Origin of the sequence: Aggregatibacter kilianii, assembly GCF_003129965.1 — a bacterium.
Lineage (GTDB): Bacteria > Pseudomonadota > Gammaproteobacteria > Enterobacterales > Pasteurellaceae > Aggregatibacter > Aggregatibacter kilianii_A.
In genome coordinates this window covers 75,540-93,918 of sequence record NZ_NRCJ01000007.1, presented here as the reverse complement: position 1 = coordinate 93,918, position 18,379 = coordinate 75,540, and the positions used below count along the sequence as shown (strand labels likewise).

Genomic DNA, 18,379 nt, shown 5'->3' with positions numbered 1-18,379 from the left:
ATGTCACAAGACGTTTGGCAAAATATTCGTCAGGAAGCGAAGCAACTGGTAGACAACGAACCCATGCTTGCCAGTTTTTTTCACTCCACGATTTTAAAACACCATAATTTAGGCAGTGCATTAAGTTATATTTTGGCCAATAAACTCGCTAATACCATCATGCCTGCCATCGCTTTGCGCGAAATCATCGAAGAAACTTACCAGGCAAAACCCAGCATTATTGAATGTGCCGCTTGCGACATTACGGCGGTGCGCCAACGCGACCCGGCGGTTGAATTGTTATCCACGCCGTTGCTTTATTTAAAGGGTTTCCATGCGTTGCAAAGCTATCGTATTACCCATTATTTATGGCAACAAGACCGCAAAGCTCTGGCGATTTATCTGCAAAACCAAATTTCCGTTGCTTTTGACGTGGACATTCACCCGGCGGCTAAAATCGGACACGGCATCATGTTTGACCACGCCACCGGCATCGTGGTCGGTGAAACCTCGGTAATTGAAAATAATGTCTCTATTTTACAAGGTGTTACTTTAGGCGGTACGGGCAAAGAATCCGGTGATCGCCATCCAAAAGTGCGCGAAGGTGTAATGATTGGTGCCGGCGCGAAAATTTTAGGTAACATTGAAGTCGGAAAATATGCTAAAATCGGCGCCAATTCCGTCGTGTTACAACCGGTGCCGGAATATGCCACCGCAGCGGGTGTACCTGCACGAATCATTGGTAAAGATAAAGACGCCAAACCGGCGTTTGACATGAACCAAAATTTTATTGATCTGGGTATGGAACTCAATATTTAAGATCAATATAAAATTAAAAAACACCTTAAAAAACGACCGCACTTTAGCGCATTAAAGTGCGGTCCGTTTTTTTGTTATTTTTAAATTAAAACCAATTTTAAATGGATTATACATAATGCAAAATCAATCTTTTTTTTCAAAAAAATCCCGTTTATTTATCTTTTTTATGAGTTTATTTTTTGTTTTTTCCTGCGGAAATAATATGGATAAATTAGAGGATGAATATCTTGGTAAAATCAATCTCAATGAGGAATATCACTATACTGTTAATCTTGATAAATTAGCGAATGGAAAAGCCGTGGAAACGTCGGTAAAAGTTGCTATTACGCCTGAAAATTCAGGTTTAACAGGAAAATACCTATTCAATGAACAAGCTCAACCAGCACAAAATATTGTGGTAATTGAAGGTAAGCCGCAAGTAAAAGGCGATATTTATATTGATGTTCAATGGGGAATTTACGGCAATATGAGCTATTCGCCGAAATTATTTAAAAAGCGCTATATTTTAAAAGCAGAATAAACAAAAGCCGGTTTCATCACCGGCTTTATTTTTTCTTACGCATTAATCAGACGGGAAAGTGCGGTGTCTTTTCTGTCCAAATAATGGGTGGATTGAATACGACGAATGGTTCTGGATTTACCGCGAATTAATAAGGTTTCCGTGGTTGCCAAATTGCCTTTACGATGAATCCCTTTTAATAAATCGCCGTTGGTAATGCCGGTCGCGGCAAAGACCAAATTGTCGTCACGCACCAACTGTTCCAATTGCAGTACCGTATTCACCTCCACGCCCATTTCTTGACAACGACGAATTTCTTCCGCTGCCAACGCCTGATTTTCCGCCGTATCGCCTTTTACCTGATTACGCGGAATTAAGCGAACCTGCATATCACCGCCCAAAGCGCGAATTGCGGCAGCGGCTACCACGCCTTCCGGCGCACCGCCGATGCCATAAACCATATCCACTTCCGCTTCCGGTAAACAACATAAAACGGAAGCCGCAACATCACCGTCGGGAATGGTAAAAACACGCACACCTAATTCGTGCATTTTTTCAATTACCGCATGATGGCGGGGCTTATCTAACACCATCACACTTAAATCGGACAATAATTTGCCTAATTTGGAAGCTACGCGACGCAAATTTTGCTCAATAGGCAGATTCAAATCAATTAACCCTTTCACTTCCGGCCCTACCACCAATTTTTCCATGTACATATCCGGCGCTTTTAAAAAGGTGTTTTTACCGCCCGCCGCCAGCACGGAAATAGCATTGGATTGCCCCATTGCAGTCATGCGCGTGCCGTCAATGGGATCAACGGCAATAGACACCAACTCTCCCATACCGGAACCCACTTTTTCACCAATATACAACATAGGAGCCTGATCAATTTCGCCTTCACCAATCACGATTTCCGCATCCATGTGAATTAAATTCAACATATAACGCATGGCTTTCACCGCCGCATCGTCCGCTGCATTTTTATCCCCGCGCCCCAACCAGGCAAAACCGGCTAATGCGGCAACTTCCGTAACTCTTGAAAATTCAATAGCTAATGCTCTGTTCATGATGTATCCCTTAAAATCAAAATGTAAAATCGCCCTATTTTAGCACCAAGCAAACGATTGCATAGAAAAAATTTAAAGGAAAATTTTATGAAAAAGAATTAATTAGCAAATCATGTGATTCTTTTCTTTAAAAAAGACGATTAAGTAAGGTAGAATACGGTTACTTTACATCCATTTGTTTTAGAGGAAATTACTATGTCACTAGAAATTCTAGACCAGTTAGAAAACAAGATTAAACAAGCTGTCGAAACCATTCAGTTACTTCAATTGGAAGTGGATGAATTAAGAGAAAAAAATGGCAGAGCACAACAAGAAAATGATGCGCTACGTGGTGAAAACGAACAATTAAGAGGCGAGCACCAAAATATTCAAGAACGTTTACGTTCCCTTTTAGGTATCACCGACAGCATCTAAAAAGATTATTTTTAAACAAAGGCTTAGTTAATCTAAGCCTTCTTTTTTAGGAGAGAAAATGCAGCCTAAAATTTGCTTAATTACCGGTAGCACCTTAGGCGGTGCCGAGTATGTTGCCGAACACTTGGAAAGCGTATTAAATCAACAGGGATTTAGCACGGAACTGTTACACGGACCTGCCTTAGCAGACGTAATCAATGAAAAGTTATGGTTGGTGGTCACTTCTACCCATGGCGCAGGCGAGCTGCCGGATAACCTGAAACCGCTATTTGAAGAGTTGAAAACAAGTAATATTGATCTTTCGGATTTAAGATTTGCAGTGATCGGGCTTGGTAATTCCGATTACGACACCTTCTGTTTTGCAGTGGACACGGTTGAAGAAGCGCTATTGGCAAAAAGTGCGGTCAAAATTACCGATGCTTTACGCATTGACGTGTTAACGGATACCGATCAGGAACAATATGCGGAAGATTGGCTACCGCATTTTGTGGACAATCTTTAACCGTTTTAATTAAATATAACTCAATAAAGCAACGAAACCTCTTGTGGATAACTTCATATAAAATTGTGAAAAATCTGTTTTTATAACATGAACAAATTTTAGAAAAGATCCGTTTGTGGATAAATAGCGAAGTTATACACAAGAAATGAGCGTAAGGATCGGTAAGATCTTAACAACTTGTAAAAAGATCCATCTCCTTCATTTACAACAAAAAAAGGATCTTATTCACGGTTTTAACGCCTCTTAATTATAGTAATAATTAATTTATATATAGATAAAGATCTTATTACTTATTAACGACAGATCCTTGTGTAGATCCGATTATCCATTTCCTGAAACTGACCTTTCAACCGCAGAAGATTTTCAGTAGAATAGCGACCAATTTTTTTAAGGATCTAATGATCCTTTCCGAATACAAAAAGAGATAAGAAATAATGATGTTTTATACCGAAACCTATGATGTCATCGTGATCGGTGGCGGTCATGCAGGAACCGAAGCCGCACTGGCGCCTGCACGCATGGGATTAAAAACCCTGTTACTTACCCATAATGTTGATACATTAGGACAAATGTCTTGTAACCCGGCTATCGGCGGGATCGGCAAAGGCCATTTAGTGAAAGAAATTGATGCCATGGGCGGTTTAATGGCAACGGCGGCGGATCAAGCGGGAATTCAATTTCGCACGTTAAACAGCAGTAAAGGCCCTGCAGTACGTGCCACCCGTGCGCAGGCAGACCGTGTACTGTATCGTCAAGCTGTTAGAATCGCCCTTGAAAATCAACCGAATTTAGATATTTTTCAACAAGAAGCCACCGATATTTTAATTGAGCAGGATCGCGCAACTGGCGTAGTGACCAAAATGGGGCTGAAATTTCACGCTAACGCCGTGATCTTAACTGCCGGCACGTTTTTAGCCGGTAAGATCCATATCGGTTTGGAAAATTATACTGGTGGACGCGCGGGCGATCCGGCTTCCGTTACCCTTGCTCAGCGTTTACGTGATCTAAATTTACGGGTGGATCGTTTAAAAACCGGTACGCCACCGCGCATTGACGCACGTACCATTGATTTTTCCGTACTTGCTGAACAACATGGCGATGCGCAGTTGCCCGTTTTCTCTTTTATGGGATCGGTTACGCAACATCCGCGCCAAATTCCGTGTTTTATTACCCATACCAATGAAAAAACCCATGAAGTGATCCGTAATAATTTGGATCGCAGTCCGATGTACACCGGCGTTATCGAGGGGATTGGTCCTCGTTATTGTCCCTCCATTGAAGACAAAGTGATGCGGTTCGCCGATCGCAATTCTCACCAAATTTACCTTGAACCGGAAGGCTTAACCAGTAACGAAATTTATCCGAACGGGATTTCCACCAGCTTACCATTTGATGTGCAAATGGGCATTGTCAATTCAATGAAAGGCTTGGAAAACGCCCGTATCGTTAAACCGGGCTATGCCATCGAATACGACTATTTTGATCCGCGTGATTTAAAACCGACGCTGGAAACCAAATCTATTCAAGGTTTGTTCTTTGCCGGTCAAATTAACGGCACGACCGGTTATGAAGAAGCGGCGGCACAGGGATTGTTAGCGGGAATTAACGCAGGGCTTTATGTACAGGAAAAAGAGGCCTGGTTCCCACGTCGCGATCAGGCGTACATGGGCGTATTGGTAGATGATCTTTGTACGCTCGGCACGAAAGAACCCTATCGTGTATTTACTTCCCGCGCGGAATATCGTTTGCTGTTGCGGGAAGATAACGCCGACAGCCGCTTAACGCCGAAAGCGCATGAACTGGGCTTAATTACGGAAGAACGTTGGGCGCGCTTCAATCAAAAAATGGAAAATATCGAACAGGAACGCCAGCGTTTACGCAGTATTTGGTTACATCCGCGTTCGGAACATTTAGAAGAAGCCAATAAGGTGTTGGGAAGTCCGTTGGTGCGTGAAGCCAGCGGTGAAGATTTATTACGTCGTCCGGAAATGAATTATCAAATTTTGACCGCACTTACGCCGTTCCAACCGCCGATGGAAGACAAAGAAGCCGTTGAACAAGTGGAAATTGCCATTAAATATCAAGGCTATATCGAACATCAGCAGGAAGAAATCGAAAAACAAAAACGCCATGAAAATACCGCGATTCCGCCACATTTTGATTATTCCAAAGTGGCGGGCTTATCTAATGAAGTGCGCGCGAAGTTGGAACAACATCGCCCGGTGTCCATCGGGCAAGCCGGTCGTATTTCCGGTATCACGCCGGCGGCGATTTCCATTATTTTGGTCAATTTGAAAAAACAAGGCATGTTAAAACGTGGTGAATAATGGCTAACCTGGAAATTCAACTGGCGAACAAACTAAAAACGTTGCTAAAACAGACCGCACTTTCCGTCACAGAAAGTCAGCAACAACAATTAGTTAAGTTAGTGTTGTTGCTAAATAAATGGAATAAGGCGTATAACCTGACTTCTGTGCGCGATCCGCAGGAAATGCTGGTGAAACATATTTTAGACAGCATTGTGGTTAGCCCTTATTTACAAGGCGATCGGTTTATTGATGTGGGAACCGGTCCGGGCTTACCGGGCTTGCCTTTAGCTATTGTGAATCCGAAAAAACAGTTTGTTTTGTTGGATAGTTTGGGCAAACGCATCAGTTTTATTCGTAATGCCATTCGTGAACTGGGGCTCACCAACGTGGTGCCGGTATTAAGTCGGGTAGAAGATTATCAGCCCGATCATCAATTTGATGGTGTGCTAAGTAGAGCTTTTGCTTCTTTAAAGGACATGACGGAATGGTGTCATCATTTACCTCAATCTGATGGTATGTTTTATGCTTTAAAAGGAATCTATCAACAAGAAGAAGTACAACATTTAAGCAGTATGTTTATGCTTGAAAATGTCATTCATCTTGATGTTCCTGAGCTCATTGGCGAGCGAAATTTAGTTGTTTTGAGTAAAAAGTAAAATTTTTGTTAATTATTTTTTGAAATTGTGATTCATTTAACGTTTTTTTCAGTGCTTTTGAGTTGAATCTGATTTTTTCAAGGGTATAATTGCTCCGTTTTAAGGTTTAAAAAAGTTATGTCCAGAGTTTTAGCGCAAGCCAGAGCCAAATATAAAAAGTCCATTTTCATTGAATTTTTTATAGGTCTTGTTTCAAGCTCCGTTATTGCGTTGTTATCCAATGCTCAAAGTGCGGTGGATTTTTGTTTAGGATTTTCTTCCGCCTTCATACCTTTTTGTATCTTTGTGTATGTTGTTTTTTATCGCAAACAGGATTTATCAAAAAAATTAACCGCACTTTATCGTGGTGAAGCCATTAAATTTATCTTGACGATTTTAATCATTGTTATCTCATTTAAATGGTTGTCGGTAACGTATTTTATTGTTTTCTTTACAGGTTTTTTTGCAGCATTAATGCTTAATAATATTATTCCGTTTTTGCTGAATAGGTCTTAAGTTTTTATTTTACAAAGGGTTAACTATGTCTGAACAAACAACTTCAGAATATATCGGTCACCACTTGTCTTTCCTTAAAACGGGAGACGGTTTCTGGAATATTCACGTTGATACCTTATTCTTCTCAATTCTCTCTGCTGTTATTTTCCTCTTTATTTTTCGTCGGGTAGCTAAAAAAGCAACACCGGGCGTGCCGGGAAAATTACAATGTCTGGTTGAAATATTGGTCGGTTGGGTTAATGGTATTGTAAAAGAAAATTTCCACGGTCCGCGTGATGTGGTTGCACCGATTGCGTTAACCATTTTCTGCTGGGTGTTTATTATGAACGCCATTGACTTAATTCCTGTCGATTTTCTTCCGCAACTAGCCGGGTTATTCGGTATTCATTATTTAAGAGCTGTTCCTACGGCGGATATAAGTGCCACGTTAGGGATGTCTATTTGCGTCTTCTTCCTGATTCTTTTCTATACGGTAAAATCCAAAGGTGTTGGCGGTTTAGTAAAAGAATACACATTACACCCGTTTAATCACTGGGCGTTTATTCCCGTAAACTTTATCCTTGAAACGGTAACTTTGCTGGCTAAACCGATTTCTCTCGGTTTCCGTTTGTTCGGTAACATGTATGCGGGGGAACTGATCTTCATTCTTATTGCCGTAATGTATTCCTCCAATATGGCGATTGCGGCATTGGGAATTCCATTACACCTGGCGTGGGCGATTTTCCATATTTTGGTAATTACGCTACAGGCATTCATCTTTATGATGTTGACGGTGGTTTATTTGAGTATTGCTTATAACAAGGCAGAACATTAATTTTATTAACCGGCTCTAGGGCTAAACTTAACTTCTATTGGAGAACATTATGGAAACTGTAATTACAGCTACAATTATCGGTGCATCAATCCTTCTTGCATTCGCTGCATTAGGTACGGCAATCGGCTTTGCGATTTTAGGCGGTAAATTCTTAGAATCATCTGCCCGTCAGCCGGAACTTGCTTCAAGCCTGCAAACTAAAATGTTTATCGTGGCAGGTCTTTTGGATGCGATTGCGATGATTGCAGTTGGTATTTCTTTACTTTTCATTTTTGCAAACCCATTCATCGGTTTATTACAATAATCACCTTATTTGCTTATCAACGTGAAGCAAGCAGATTAAGGAGGACGTTGTGAATTTAAATGCAACATTAATTGGTCAGCTCATTTCATTCGGACTGTTCGTATGGTTCTGTATGAAATTCGTTTGGCCGCCGATTATTAAAGCAATTGAAACGCGTCAAAGCCAGATTGCAAATGCTTTAGCCTCAGCGGAAGCAGCAAAAAAAGAACAAGCGGATACTAAAGCCCTTGTTGAAGAAGAAATTTCTAAAGCAAAAATTCAAGCGCAGGAAATTTTAGATGCTGCCAATAAACGTCGTAACGAAGTATTGGACGAAGTTAAAACCGAAGCTGAAGAACTTAAAGCGAAGATTATTGAACAAGGCTATGCGGAAGTTGAAGCCGAACGTAAGCGTGTTCAAGAAGAATTGCGTGTTAAAGTGGCGTCTTTGGCAGTTGCCGGTGCAGAAAAAATTGTGGGTCGTTCTATTGATGAGGCGGCAAACAATGACATTATTGATAAATTAGTTGCAGAACTATAAGAAGGTTGAGCTTATGTCAGAATTAACTACCATAGCTCGCCCTTATGCGAAAGCAGCATTTGATTTTGCCGTAGAACAACGTTCAACCGACAAAAGTGCGGTTGAAAAATGGGGAGAAATGTTAGGTTTTCTAGCCGAGGTTGTTGAAAATGGCACCATGAAGGATTTCTTAACAAGTTCTTTTTCTGCACAAAAATTGGCAGATACGGTGATCTCAATTTGTGGTGAGCAAGTAGATCAATATGGGCAAAATTTGATTCGGTTAATGGCTGAAAATAAGCGTTTAACTGTCCTTCCGGCAGTATTCAAAGAGTTTCAACATTATGTTGAGGAATATAACGCAATTACGGAAGTTCAAGTCACCTCAGCTCAACCATTAAGTGTCGCGCAACAAGAAAAAATTGCTGCCGCAATGGAAAAGAAATTAGCCCGTAAAATTAAGTTAAATTGCAACGTTGATACCTCACTGATTGCCGGGGTTATCATTCGTACAGATGATTTTGTTATTGACGGAAGTAGCCGTGGGCAACTTACCCGTCTGGCAAATGAGTTGCAATTATAAGAGGATTAGAAGATGCAACTAAATTCAACTGAAATTAGTGAATTAATAAAAAAACGCATTGCCCAGTTTAATGTAGAGAGCGAAGCGCGCAATACGGGGACAATCGTTTCGGTAAGTGACGGTATTATCCGTATTCACGGTTTAAGTGAAGTCATGCAAGGCGAGATGATTGCATTACCGGGAAATCGCTATGCAATGGCGTTAAACTTAGAAAGAGATTCTGTTGGTGCAGTGGTCATGGGACCTTATGCGGATCTTGCAGAAGGAATGGAAGTACAATGTACCGGTCGTATTCTTGAAGTACCGGTAGGTCGTGGTTTGTTGGGTCGAGTGGTAAATACCCTTGGTCAACCGATTGACGGTAAGGGTGAAATCGAAAATGACGGTTTTTCTCCGATTGAAGTGATTGCGCCGGGCGTAATTGAACGTAAATCCGTAGATCAGCCGGTACAAACCGGTTATAAAGCGGTTGACTCCATGGTACCAATAGGTCGTGGTCAACGTGAATTAATCATCGGTGACCGTCAAACCGGTAAAACCGCGTTAGCTATCGATGCCATTATCAATCAACGTAATTCAGGTATTAAATGTATCTATGTTGCAATCGGTCAAAAAGCATCAACTATTGCTAACGTTGTACGCAAATTAGAAGAACACGGTGCATTGGCTAACACTATCGTGGTTGCCGCCTCTGCGTCAGAATCTGCCGCGTTACAATATTTAGCCCCTTATGCCGGTTGTGCAATGGGTGAATATTTCCGCGATCGCGGTGAAGATGCGTTAATTGTTTACGATGATCTTTCCAAACAAGCGGTTGCTTATCGTCAAATTTCCTTGTTATTACGTCGTCCGCCAGGTCGTGAAGCTTATCCGGGTGACGTATTCTACTTACACTCACGCTTACTTGAACGTGCTTCCCGTGTAAATGAAGAATATGTAGAAAAATTCACTAAGGGTGAAGTTAAAGGAAAAACCGGTTCTTTAACCGCACTTCCAATTATTGAAACCCAAGCCGGTGACGTTTCCGCATTCGTTCCGACCAACGTAATCTCTATTACCGATGGTCAGATTTTCTTAGAATCTAACCTGTTTAACTCAGGTATTCGTCCGGCGGTAAACCCGGGTATTTCCGTTTCCCGTGTGGGTGGTTCGGCACAAACGAAAGTGATTAAAAAATTAGCGGGTGGTATTCGTACCGCACTTGCACAATATCGTGAATTGGCGGCATTTGCTCAGTTTGCTTCAGATCTTGATGACGCAACCCGTAAACAACTTTCTCATGGTGAAAAAGTTACCGAATTGTTAAAGCAAAAACAATTTGCGCCACTTTCAGTTGCAGAACAAGCCGTAGTCTTGTTTGCCGTTGAATTTGGTTATCTGGATGATGTGGAATTATCAAAAATTGCAAGTTTTGAGACCGCACTTTTAGATTATGCAAATCGTAATAATGCCGAGTTTATGCAAGAGCTTACCAAAACCGGTAACTATAACGATGAAATCAAAGATACATTAAAAGGTATTTTAGATAGTTTCAAAGCGAACAGTGCTTGGTAGTAACGGAGAAACAAGATGGCAGGTGCAAAAGAGATAAAAACCAAAATTGCCAGCGTACAAAGTACGCAAAAAATTACCAAGGCAATGGAAATGGTTGCAACCTCGAAAATGCGTAAAACGCAGGACCGTATGGCGGCATCTCGTCCGTATTCTGAAACTATCCGTAATGTTATCAGCCATGTGTCTAAAGCAAGTATCGGTTATAAACATCCGTTTTTGGTTGAACGCGATGTGAAAAAAGTCGGTATTTTGGTGGTTTCTACCGATCGTGGAATGTGTGGCGGTTTAAATGTGAATTTGTTTAAAGCCGCACTTAACCAGATTAAAGGTTGGAAAGAACAAAATATTACAACAGAAGTTGGTTTAATCGGATCGAAAGGGATTAGTTTTTTCCGTTCCCTTGGTTTTGGTGTAAAAGGTCAACTTTCCGGCTTGGGCGATAATCCGGCTTTAGAAGAACTTATTGGTGTGGCAAATACCATGTTTGATGCTTATCGTAATGGCGAAATTGATGCAATTTATATTGCATACAATAAATTCATTAATACGATGTCACAAAAACCGGTAGTACAACAATTAGTTCCTTTACCGGAATTAGAAAACGATCACTTAAGCGAAAGACAACAGTCATGGGACTATATTTATGAACCTGACCCGAAAGTTCTATTAGATAGTCTTTTGGTTCGTTATTTAGAATCTCAGGTTTATCAAGCGGTTGTAGATAATTTAGCTTCAGAACAAGCGGCTCGAATGGTAGCGATGAAAGCAGCAACGGATAACGCAGGTAATTTAATTAATGATTTGCGGTTGGTGTATAACAAAGCTCGTCAAGCAAGTATCACAAATGAATTAAATGAAATCGTTGCCGGTGCGGCCGCGATTTAATAGAAGAGGAACGGTAATGGCGACAGGTAAAATTGTACAAATCATCGGTGCGGTGATTGACGTCGAATTTCCACAAGATGCAGTACCAAAAGTTTATGATGCATTAAAAGTTGAAACAGGTTTAACTCTTGAAGTTCAACAACAATTAGGCGGCGGTGTGGTACGTTGTATCGCATTAGGTGCTTCCGACGGTTTAAAACGCGGTTTAAAAGTAGAAAATACCAATGACCCGATTCAAGTACCGGTCGGCACAAAAACCCTTGGTCGTATTATGAACGTATTGGGTGAACCAATTGATGAACAAGGTCCAATCGGTGAAGAAGAACGTTGGTCAATTCACCGTGCAGCACCAAGCTACGAAGAACAATCAAACAGCACCGAATTATTAGAAACCGGTATTAAAGTTATCGACTTAATTTGCCCGTTCGCGAAAGGGGGTAAAGTTGGTTTGTTCGGTGGTGCAGGTGTAGGTAAAACCGTAAACATGATGGAATTAATCCGTAATATCGCGATTGAGCACTCAGGTTATTCCGTATTCGCCGGTGTAGGTGAACGTACTCGTGAAGGTAACGACTTCTACCACGAAATGAAAGATTCCAACGTATTGGACAAAGTGTCTCTGGTTTACGGTCAAATGAACGAGCCGCCGGGTAACCGTTTACGTGTGGCGTTAACCGGTTTGACTATGGCAGAAAAATTCCGTGATGAAGGTCGTGATGTATTATTCTTCGTGGATAATATCTATCGTTATACCCTTGCCGGTACCGAAGTATCCGCTCTTTTAGGCCGTATGCCGTCAGCGGTAGGTTACCAACCGACCCTTGCGGAAGAAATGGGTGTGTTACAAGAACGTATCACGTCAACTAAAACAGGTTCTATCACCTCCGTACAAGCGGTTTACGTGCCTGCGGATGACTTGACTGACCCATCTCCGGCGACAACCTTTGCGCACTTGGACTCAACCGTGGTATTGAGCCGTCAAATTGCATCTTTAGGTATTTATCCGGCGGTTGACCCGTTAGATTCTACTTCCCGTCAATTAGATCCGTTAGTTGTCGGTCAAGAACACTATGATGTTGCTCGTGGCGTGCAAGGTATCTTACAACGTTACAAAGAATTGAAAGACATCATTGCGATTCTTGGTATGGACGAATTATCCGAAGAAGACAAACTTGTGGTGGCACGTGCGCGTAAAATCGAACGTTTCCTATCACAACCGTTCTTCGTTGCTGAAGTCTTCAACGGTACACCGGGTAAATACGTTCCGTTAAAAGAAACGATTCGTGGCTTCAAAGGTATTTTAAGCGGCGAATACGACCACATTCCGGAACAAGCGTTCTACATGGTCGGTTCAATTGACGAAGCGCTAGAAAAAGCCAAAAATATGTAATCACTTCAAGCTGATGCATATCAAACTTGAAGGAGAAAAACATGGCAACATTTAATTTAACAGTGGTAAGTGCAGAACAACAAATCTTTTCCGGCAACGTGAAAAGCGTTCAGGCAACCGGTATTGAAGGTGAGCTCGGTGTTTTACCGGGTCACGCCCCATTATTGACGGCTATCAAACCGGGTATTGTTAAACTGACGTTAGAAAACGATAGCGAAGAAGTGATCTATGTTTCCGGTGGTTTCTTAGAAGTGCAACCGACGGTTGTCACCGTCCTTGCGGATGTGGCGATTCGTGGTCAGGAACTTGACAGCGAACGTATTCTTGCTGCGAAGAAACGTGCGGAAGAAAACATTCGCCAACACCACCACGATGCCGACTACGAAGTATTAATGTCCAAACTTTCTAAAGAATTGGCAAAACTTCGCGCTTACGAACTGACAGAACAATTAGTGAAATCAAAACGCTAATTTTTTTGACCGCACTTTAAATCTGCATCTTAAGAATCGTTATATTTTACGATTCAAGGTGCAGATTTTTTATTTCCTCCTCTTACTGCTTTTCCACAAAAAACCGCACTTAACCTAAGTAAAGTGCGGTCATTTTTTACGGTGTTTTTATCAAAACGCGGTTTTATAAATTTCCAGAATCTCTTCTGCCGTACAATCGCGCGGGTTACCGCCGGTGCATACGTCTTTCAGCGCATCTTGCGAAAGGGCGACCAAATCTTCTTCTTTCACGCCGATCATGTGTAATTTTTCCGGAATGCCTACATCTTTGGAAAGTTGTTTTACCGCATCAATCGCCGCTTTGCGATATTCTTCTTGGTTCATCTCATCGACACCTTTCACACCCATGGCGCGGGCGATTTCACGGAATTTTTCGCCGGTTGCAGGCGCATTAAATTCCAATACATAAGGCAATAAGACCGCATTGGCAATGCCATGTGGCGTGTCGTAATAGGCGGACAGCGGGTGCGCCATGCTGTGTACGATGCCCAAGCCCACATTAGAAAAGCCCATACCGGCAACATATTGACCGAGCGCCATGCCTTCGCGCCCTGCTTTGGTGTTTTCCACTGCACCGCGTAAGTGCGTAGAAATCAAGCGAATCGCTTCCAAATGCAAGGCATCGGTGAGCGCCCAGGCGGCTTTGGTGGTGTAACCTTCGATGGCGTGGGTGAGTGCATCCATACCGGTGGCAGCGGTTAAGCCTTTCGGCATGCTGGACATCATGTCGGGATCCACCACAGCGACTACCGGCACATCGTGCACGTCCACACAGACGAATTTTCGTTTGTTGGCTTCATCGGTGATCACATAGTTAATGGTCACTTCGGCGGCAGTGCCGGCGGTGGTCGGTACCGCGATAATCGGTACGCATTTGTTTTTGGTCGGCGCCACGCCTTCAAGGGAAAGCACATCGGCAAATTCCGGGTTGTTGATGATAATCCCGATAGCTTTTGAACTGTCTGTCGGTGAGCCGCCGCCGATGGCGATTAAATAGTCGGCGCCGCTTTGTTTAAATTTTGCCACGCCTTTTTTGATCACATCTACACTCGGGTTGGCTTTGACTTCGTCAAAGATCTCGTAAGCGAGCCCCGCTTTGTCTAAAAGTGCGGTGACTTTTTCCGCCACTTTAAATTTAATCAAATCCTTATCCGTCACGACTAACGCTTTTTTGAAGCCACGGCTTTTGACTTCATCCACAATATGTTGAATGGCACCCGCGCCGTGATAGCTGGTTTCGTTAAGAATCATTCGATTAGCCATAAGATATACTCCTTTATTTAAGATGATAAAAATACCTAAAAAAACGACCGCACTTTTTAGTGAAGTGCGGTCATATTTTGCGTTATTTTAGAACCTTCCAAGTTCTGAAGCCGTAAATCGCGATAACCACGAAGCAGATTAGCGGCAAGATGAATGAGAAGTTGACGGCAGGCAAGCCCATGACTTCGCCTTGGTCGATAATCATGCCTTGTAGCGGCGGCATTAACGCACCGCCCACGATTGCCATGACCAAGCCGGCAGCGCCTAGCGTAGATTCTTCTTTTAAGCCGTAAAGCGCGATGCCGTAAATGGTCGGGAACATCAGTGACATAAAGCCTGAAGTTAAGATTAAGCAGTACAAGCCCCACACGCCGTCAATAAAGATGACACCGAGGATGCTGAAGAAACCGCCGATGGCAAACAACATCAGCATGAATTCGGCTTTCAAATATTTCATTAAGCTGGTGCTAATAAAGCGGCTGGTAATGAAAATCGCCATGGCGATGATGTTGAAGTTTTGTCCTTCCGCTTTGGTGAAGCCCAAGCGTTCCGCATATTGCACAATGAAGGTCCAGCACATAATTTGCACGCCCACATAAAACACTTGTGCAATCACCCCTTCGCGATATTTGGCTTTTTTAATTAAGCGTCCAAAAGCTTCTTTGAATGAAATATGGCTTCCGCTTTCTTCCACTTTTACCGCCGGCATTTTATATAACGCGATGACGATTAACACGGCGACCACCACAAACCCTAACGCCACATAAGGGTCGCGAATTTCCGCCAAATCGTGGGTACGAATACCCATTTTTTCCGCTTCGGATAAGGTGTGGAAAATCAAGTTGCCTGCTGCATCCCGTTTGTCGGATTCCAGATTGGTTAATACCAGTTGAGACGCCACAAACATCCCGGTAATGGAACCGAGCGGGTTGAAGGATTGGGCAAAGTTCAAACGACGGGTAGCGGTTTGCGGATCGCCCATGGCAAGAATGTACGGGTTCGCGGTGGTTTCCAAAAATGCTAAGCCGAAAGTTAAAATATATAAAGAAATCAAGAAGAAATTGAATACTTCATATTTTGCCGCCGGCCAGAACAGGAATGCGCCGATGGCATAGAGGATTAAACCCAGCATAATTCCCGCTTTGTAGCTGTAACGGCTGGCGAACAGTGCCGCAGGAATCGCCATGGTGCCGTAACCGCCGTAAAAGGCGAATTGCACCAGCGCCGCTTCGGAAGCGGGGATTTCCATGACGGTTTGGAACACCGCCACCATCGGATTGGTAATGTCGTTAGCAAAGCCCCACAGCGCAAATAAGCTGGTAATTAAAATAAAGGGAACGACATATTTCTTTTCTAATACTTTAGCGCTCATAATATTTTCCTTGTTTGACCAATGTATTAACTTTATTTATGAACTATTCCTCAATGCGTAAGCCGTAAGTATGGAATTTGCCTAACACGACCTGCATTTGTTCTTTGCTGAGTAGCGGAATTTCCAAGCCGGTGGCGAGCAGTTTTAAATACCAGGAAGCCAGTACTTCCACTTCCTGTGCCAACCATAAGGCTTTGTCCAGATTTTCGCCGCACGCGATTAAGCCGTGATGGGCAAGCAAAATCGCCTTGCTTTCTTTGATGCCTTCGCCTACATAAGCGGCTAATTCGTGCGTACCGAAGGTGGCATAAGGCACGCAAGGAATATGATCGGTGCCGCCCACCGCCACCATGTAGTGAATTGCCGGAATCGGTTTTTCCAGAATGGACAACCCGGCGCAGTTAATGGAATGGTTATGTACCACCGTATTGGCTTCCGGACGAGCGTGATACACCGCCAAATGGAATTGCCATTCGCTGGACGGCAGTTTGTTTTCTTCGTGTTTGCCTTTGCCGTCCACATACACGATATTTTCCGGTTTCATTAAGTGATACGGCATTCCTGTCGGGGTAATCAGCATGCCGTCTTTATAACGCACGCTGACATTGCCCGCCGTGCCTTGGTTTAGTCCTAATCTTGTCATTTCAAGGCAAGTGTCGATAATTTTTTGAGCAAGTTCTTTTCTGTTCATTTTTCAGTACCTCTAAGCTGTTATAAAACGGGAGTCACCCCTTTTTTAAGAATAATATTGCCGTATTTTGCGGTTTCCCCGCTGATCACCACGGCATAAGCCTGTTTGGCGCGATCGTAGAACGCAAAACGCTCGATACGTTCTAAATTAGGCGTAAAACCGACCGCACTTTTAATCGCCGCCAGATAATTTTCTTCCACCTGCGGATCGAGCGTATCGCCCGGCACTGCCTGCATCATAATCAGCGGTGCATCCACATAAGCATCGAACTCAAATAACGGCGCAATGCCTGCAAGCAAAGTGGCGACGGAAATCCCGTCGGCGCGAATAACTTTTGAATGTAACGAATGGGCCGGAAAATGTGCGTCGGATAACACAATTTCATCACCATGCCCCATTTCGGCAAGGGTTTTGAGTAGTTCCGGGGAGATAGCCGGATGAATTCCTTTTAACATGCTGTAACCTCTTTCATGAATGATTGTTTTCTTGTTGTTCTCGGGCAACACAGATTTTTTCGTATGCCTTGAAGAATGGATAATAGATAAATACGTCCAGTATGATTAATGCCGTACTTAATATCGGCGCCCAAACATCGCCGCCGGAGACTAAATACGCTCCGATTGGCGCAGGTGTTGTCCATGGCGCCATGAGATAAATTCGGTGGATTAAATTGAAATCCAGAATCAAATAAGCGATGACGGCATTGGCAATCGGGGCGAAAATCAACGGAATAAAGAACGTCGGATTAACTACCATCGGCACGCCGTAAACGATAGGTTCGCCGATGGAAAAAACGGACGGAAGCAAACCGATTTTACCGATGGAGCGCAAATGCACGGACTTACTGCGCACTAACAGAATTGCTAGGGCGATAACGCCGCCGGATGCGCCATGCACCACATAGAAATCCCAGAAGGAATTGGTGATGATATAAGGCAACGGTTGTCCTGCTTGTAAGGCTTCCAGGTTAGCCGCCATATTTTGTAACAGGAACGGCGTCCAGAGTTGCATTAAAACCAGTGATCCGTTAATGCCTAAAAACCAAAGTAAGTGGGTGGCAAAAACAAACAGAACAATCGCACCTAAAGAATCGCTGACTTTAATTAATGGCGCCATAAAATCCATGATTAACTGCGGAATAATAGAGCCGGTAGCGTGTTCCACATATAAAGCAAAAGGGAAAATAGTCAGTAACATTGCCAGAATCGGAATAACGATATTCAGCGATTCGGCAACTGCTGTCGGAACCTCTTTCGGCAGGCGGATACAAATATTGAATTTTTCCAGTAAACGGGTAACTTCCACGGAATAGATAGCAACGAAGATTGCGGTAAATAATCCGGTTCCGCCAAAGAATTTCACATCTATCATGCCATCTTTAATCGGCATAGAAACCAACAAAAATGTCATCACGGAAAGAAACGCCGCCGGTAACGGTTCGCGTTTATAGGCTTTGGCGAGGTTGTAGGCAATACTGGCGGAGGTTAATAGCGAAATAATGTTGAACGACATTTGGAAGAAGCGCCAACCGTAGTCGCTTGCCCAGTTAGCAAACTTCCACCAAGCCATACCGAAACTGTTCGTCGTATTTTGGTCAAACGGCGGAATCAACAGAATCATAATGAAACTACCGACCACCAAAAACGGTAACACCACAATAAATCCGTCCCGAATGGCGGCAATGTGCGGTTGATTTTCCAAGCGTTTTGCAAATGGAACCAAATGGGCATTCATGTAGTCGATGACTTTTTGATTGAATGAGTGACTCATGC

The 18,379-nt window shown here is 43.0% G+C and carries 21 protein-coding genes; 15 read left to right on the top strand and 6 right to left on the bottom strand.

Going from position 1 to position 18,379, the window contains the following annotated elements:
* On the top strand, positions 1-798 hold the full coding sequence (cysE, locus tag DK430_RS06710) for a serine O-acetyltransferase (RefSeq protein ID WP_109078320.1): 798 nt from the start codon (positions 1-3) through the stop codon (positions 796-798).
* Between the two features lie 115 nt (positions 799-913).
* Complete coding sequence (locus tag DK430_RS06705) at positions 914-1,318, top strand: hypothetical protein (protein WP_109078319.1); 405 nt, start codon at positions 914-916, stop codon at positions 1,316-1,318.
* A gap of 35 nt (positions 1,319-1,353) precedes the next feature.
* Here the strand turns inward: DK430_RS06705 and glpX are convergent, their stop codons facing one another.
* Positions 1,354-2,367, bottom strand: coding sequence for a class II fructose-bisphosphatase (gene glpX, locus DK430_RS06700; RefSeq protein ID WP_109078318.1), 1,014 nt, complete (start codon positions 2,365-2,367; stop codon positions 1,354-1,356).
* Positions 2,368-2,562: 195 nt separating this feature from the next.
* Here glpX and zapB point away from each other — a divergent pair, with 195 nt between their 5' ends.
* From zapB to DK430_RS06635, 13 genes are all read left to right on the top strand, one after another.
* Positions 2,563-2,781, top strand: coding sequence for a cell division protein ZapB (gene zapB, locus DK430_RS06695; RefSeq protein ID WP_005558212.1), 219 nt, complete (start codon positions 2,563-2,565; stop codon positions 2,779-2,781).
* 58 nt (positions 2,782-2,839) lie between these two features.
* Positions 2,840-3,283, top strand: a complete 444-nt coding sequence (gene mioC, locus DK430_RS06690; protein ID WP_109078317.1) for an FMN-binding protein MioC — start codon at positions 2,840-2,842, stop codon at positions 3,281-3,283.
* Between the two features lie 437 nt (positions 3,284-3,720).
* Positions 3,721-5,610, top strand: coding sequence for a tRNA uridine-5-carboxymethylaminomethyl(34) synthesis enzyme MnmG (mnmG, locus tag DK430_RS06685; RefSeq protein ID WP_109078316.1), 1,890 nt, complete (start codon positions 3,721-3,723; stop codon positions 5,608-5,610).
* A complete protein-coding gene (rsmG, locus tag DK430_RS06680) occupies positions 5,610-6,248 on the top strand; it encodes a 16S rRNA (guanine(527)-N(7))-methyltransferase RsmG (RefSeq protein ID WP_109078315.1) in 639 nt (212 codons plus the stop codon). Before mnmG ends, rsmG begins: the two co-directional genes overlap by 1 nt.
* 117 nt (positions 6,249-6,365) lie before the next feature.
* On the top strand, positions 6,366-6,743 hold the full coding sequence (locus tag DK430_RS06675; RefSeq protein WP_109078314.1) for an ATP synthase subunit I: 378 nt from the start codon (positions 6,366-6,368) through the stop codon (positions 6,741-6,743).
* Positions 6,744-6,768: 25 nt separating this feature from the next.
* Entirely contained in the window at positions 6,769-7,557 is a 789-nt protein-coding gene (atpB, locus tag DK430_RS06670) for a F0F1 ATP synthase subunit A (RefSeq protein WP_109078313.1), read from the top strand.
* A 49-nt stretch (positions 7,558-7,606) separates the two neighbouring features.
* Complete coding sequence (atpE, locus tag DK430_RS06665) at positions 7,607-7,861, top strand: F0F1 ATP synthase subunit C (RefSeq protein WP_005539567.1); 255 nt, start codon at positions 7,607-7,609, stop codon at positions 7,859-7,861.
* Positions 7,862-7,910: 49 nt separating this feature from the next.
* Positions 7,911-8,381, top strand: coding sequence for a F0F1 ATP synthase subunit B (atpF, locus tag DK430_RS06660; protein ID WP_109078312.1), 471 nt, complete (start codon positions 7,911-7,913; stop codon positions 8,379-8,381).
* Between the two features lie 13 nt (positions 8,382-8,394).
* Positions 8,395-8,943 carry a F0F1 ATP synthase subunit delta gene (gene atpH / locus DK430_RS06655; RefSeq protein WP_109078311.1) on the top strand — a complete coding sequence of 183 codons (549 nt, stop codon included), beginning with the start codon at positions 8,395-8,397 and terminating at the stop codon, positions 8,941-8,943.
* A 12-nt stretch (positions 8,944-8,955) separates the two neighbouring features.
* Positions 8,956-10,497: a F0F1 ATP synthase subunit alpha gene (gene atpA / locus DK430_RS06650; RefSeq protein ID WP_109078310.1), complete on the top strand. Its 1,542-nt coding sequence runs from the start codon at positions 8,956-8,958 to the stop codon at positions 10,495-10,497.
* A gap of 15 nt (positions 10,498-10,512) precedes the next feature.
* Positions 10,513-11,382 (top strand): F0F1 ATP synthase subunit gamma, encoded by an 870-nt coding sequence (gene atpG, locus DK430_RS06645; RefSeq protein ID WP_109078309.1) that lies wholly within the window; start codon positions 10,513-10,515, stop codon positions 11,380-11,382.
* Between the two features lie 16 nt (positions 11,383-11,398).
* Entirely contained in the window at positions 11,399-12,772 is a 1,374-nt protein-coding gene (gene atpD, locus DK430_RS06640; RefSeq protein ID WP_109078308.1) for a F0F1 ATP synthase subunit beta, read from the top strand.
* Between the two features lie 41 nt (positions 12,773-12,813).
* On the top strand, positions 12,814-13,242 hold the full coding sequence (locus DK430_RS06635; RefSeq protein ID WP_109078307.1) for a F0F1 ATP synthase subunit epsilon: 429 nt from the start codon (positions 12,814-12,816) through the stop codon (positions 13,240-13,242).
* A gap of 150 nt (positions 13,243-13,392) precedes the next feature.
* Here the strand turns inward: DK430_RS06635 and fucO are convergent, their stop codons facing one another.
* The 5 genes from fucO to DK430_RS06610 form a co-directional block, all read right to left on the bottom strand.
* Entirely contained in the window at positions 13,393-14,544 is a 1,152-nt protein-coding gene (gene fucO / locus DK430_RS06630; protein ID WP_109078306.1) for a lactaldehyde reductase, read from the bottom strand.
* An 82-nt stretch (positions 14,545-14,626) separates the two neighbouring features.
* Complete coding sequence (gene fucP / locus DK430_RS06625) at positions 14,627-15,916, bottom strand: L-fucose:H+ symporter permease (RefSeq protein WP_109078305.1); 1,290 nt, start codon at positions 15,914-15,916, stop codon at positions 14,627-14,629.
* A 43-nt stretch (positions 15,917-15,959) separates the two neighbouring features.
* A complete protein-coding gene (gene fucA, locus DK430_RS06620) occupies positions 15,960-16,607 on the bottom strand; it encodes an L-fuculose-phosphate aldolase (RefSeq protein WP_109078304.1) in 648 nt (215 codons plus the stop codon).
* Positions 16,608-16,627: 20 nt separating this feature from the next.
* Positions 16,628-17,062 carry an L-fucose mutarotase gene (fucU, locus tag DK430_RS06615; protein ID WP_109078303.1) on the bottom strand — a complete coding sequence of 145 codons (435 nt, stop codon included), beginning with the start codon at positions 17,060-17,062 and terminating at the stop codon, positions 16,628-16,630.
* A gap of 13 nt (positions 17,063-17,075) precedes the next feature.
* Positions 17,076-18,377 carry a PTS sugar transporter subunit IIC gene (locus tag DK430_RS06610; RefSeq protein WP_109078302.1) on the bottom strand — a complete coding sequence of 434 codons (1,302 nt, stop codon included), beginning with the start codon at positions 18,375-18,377 and terminating at the stop codon, positions 17,076-17,078.
* Positions 18,378-18,379 lie beyond the last annotated feature (2 nt).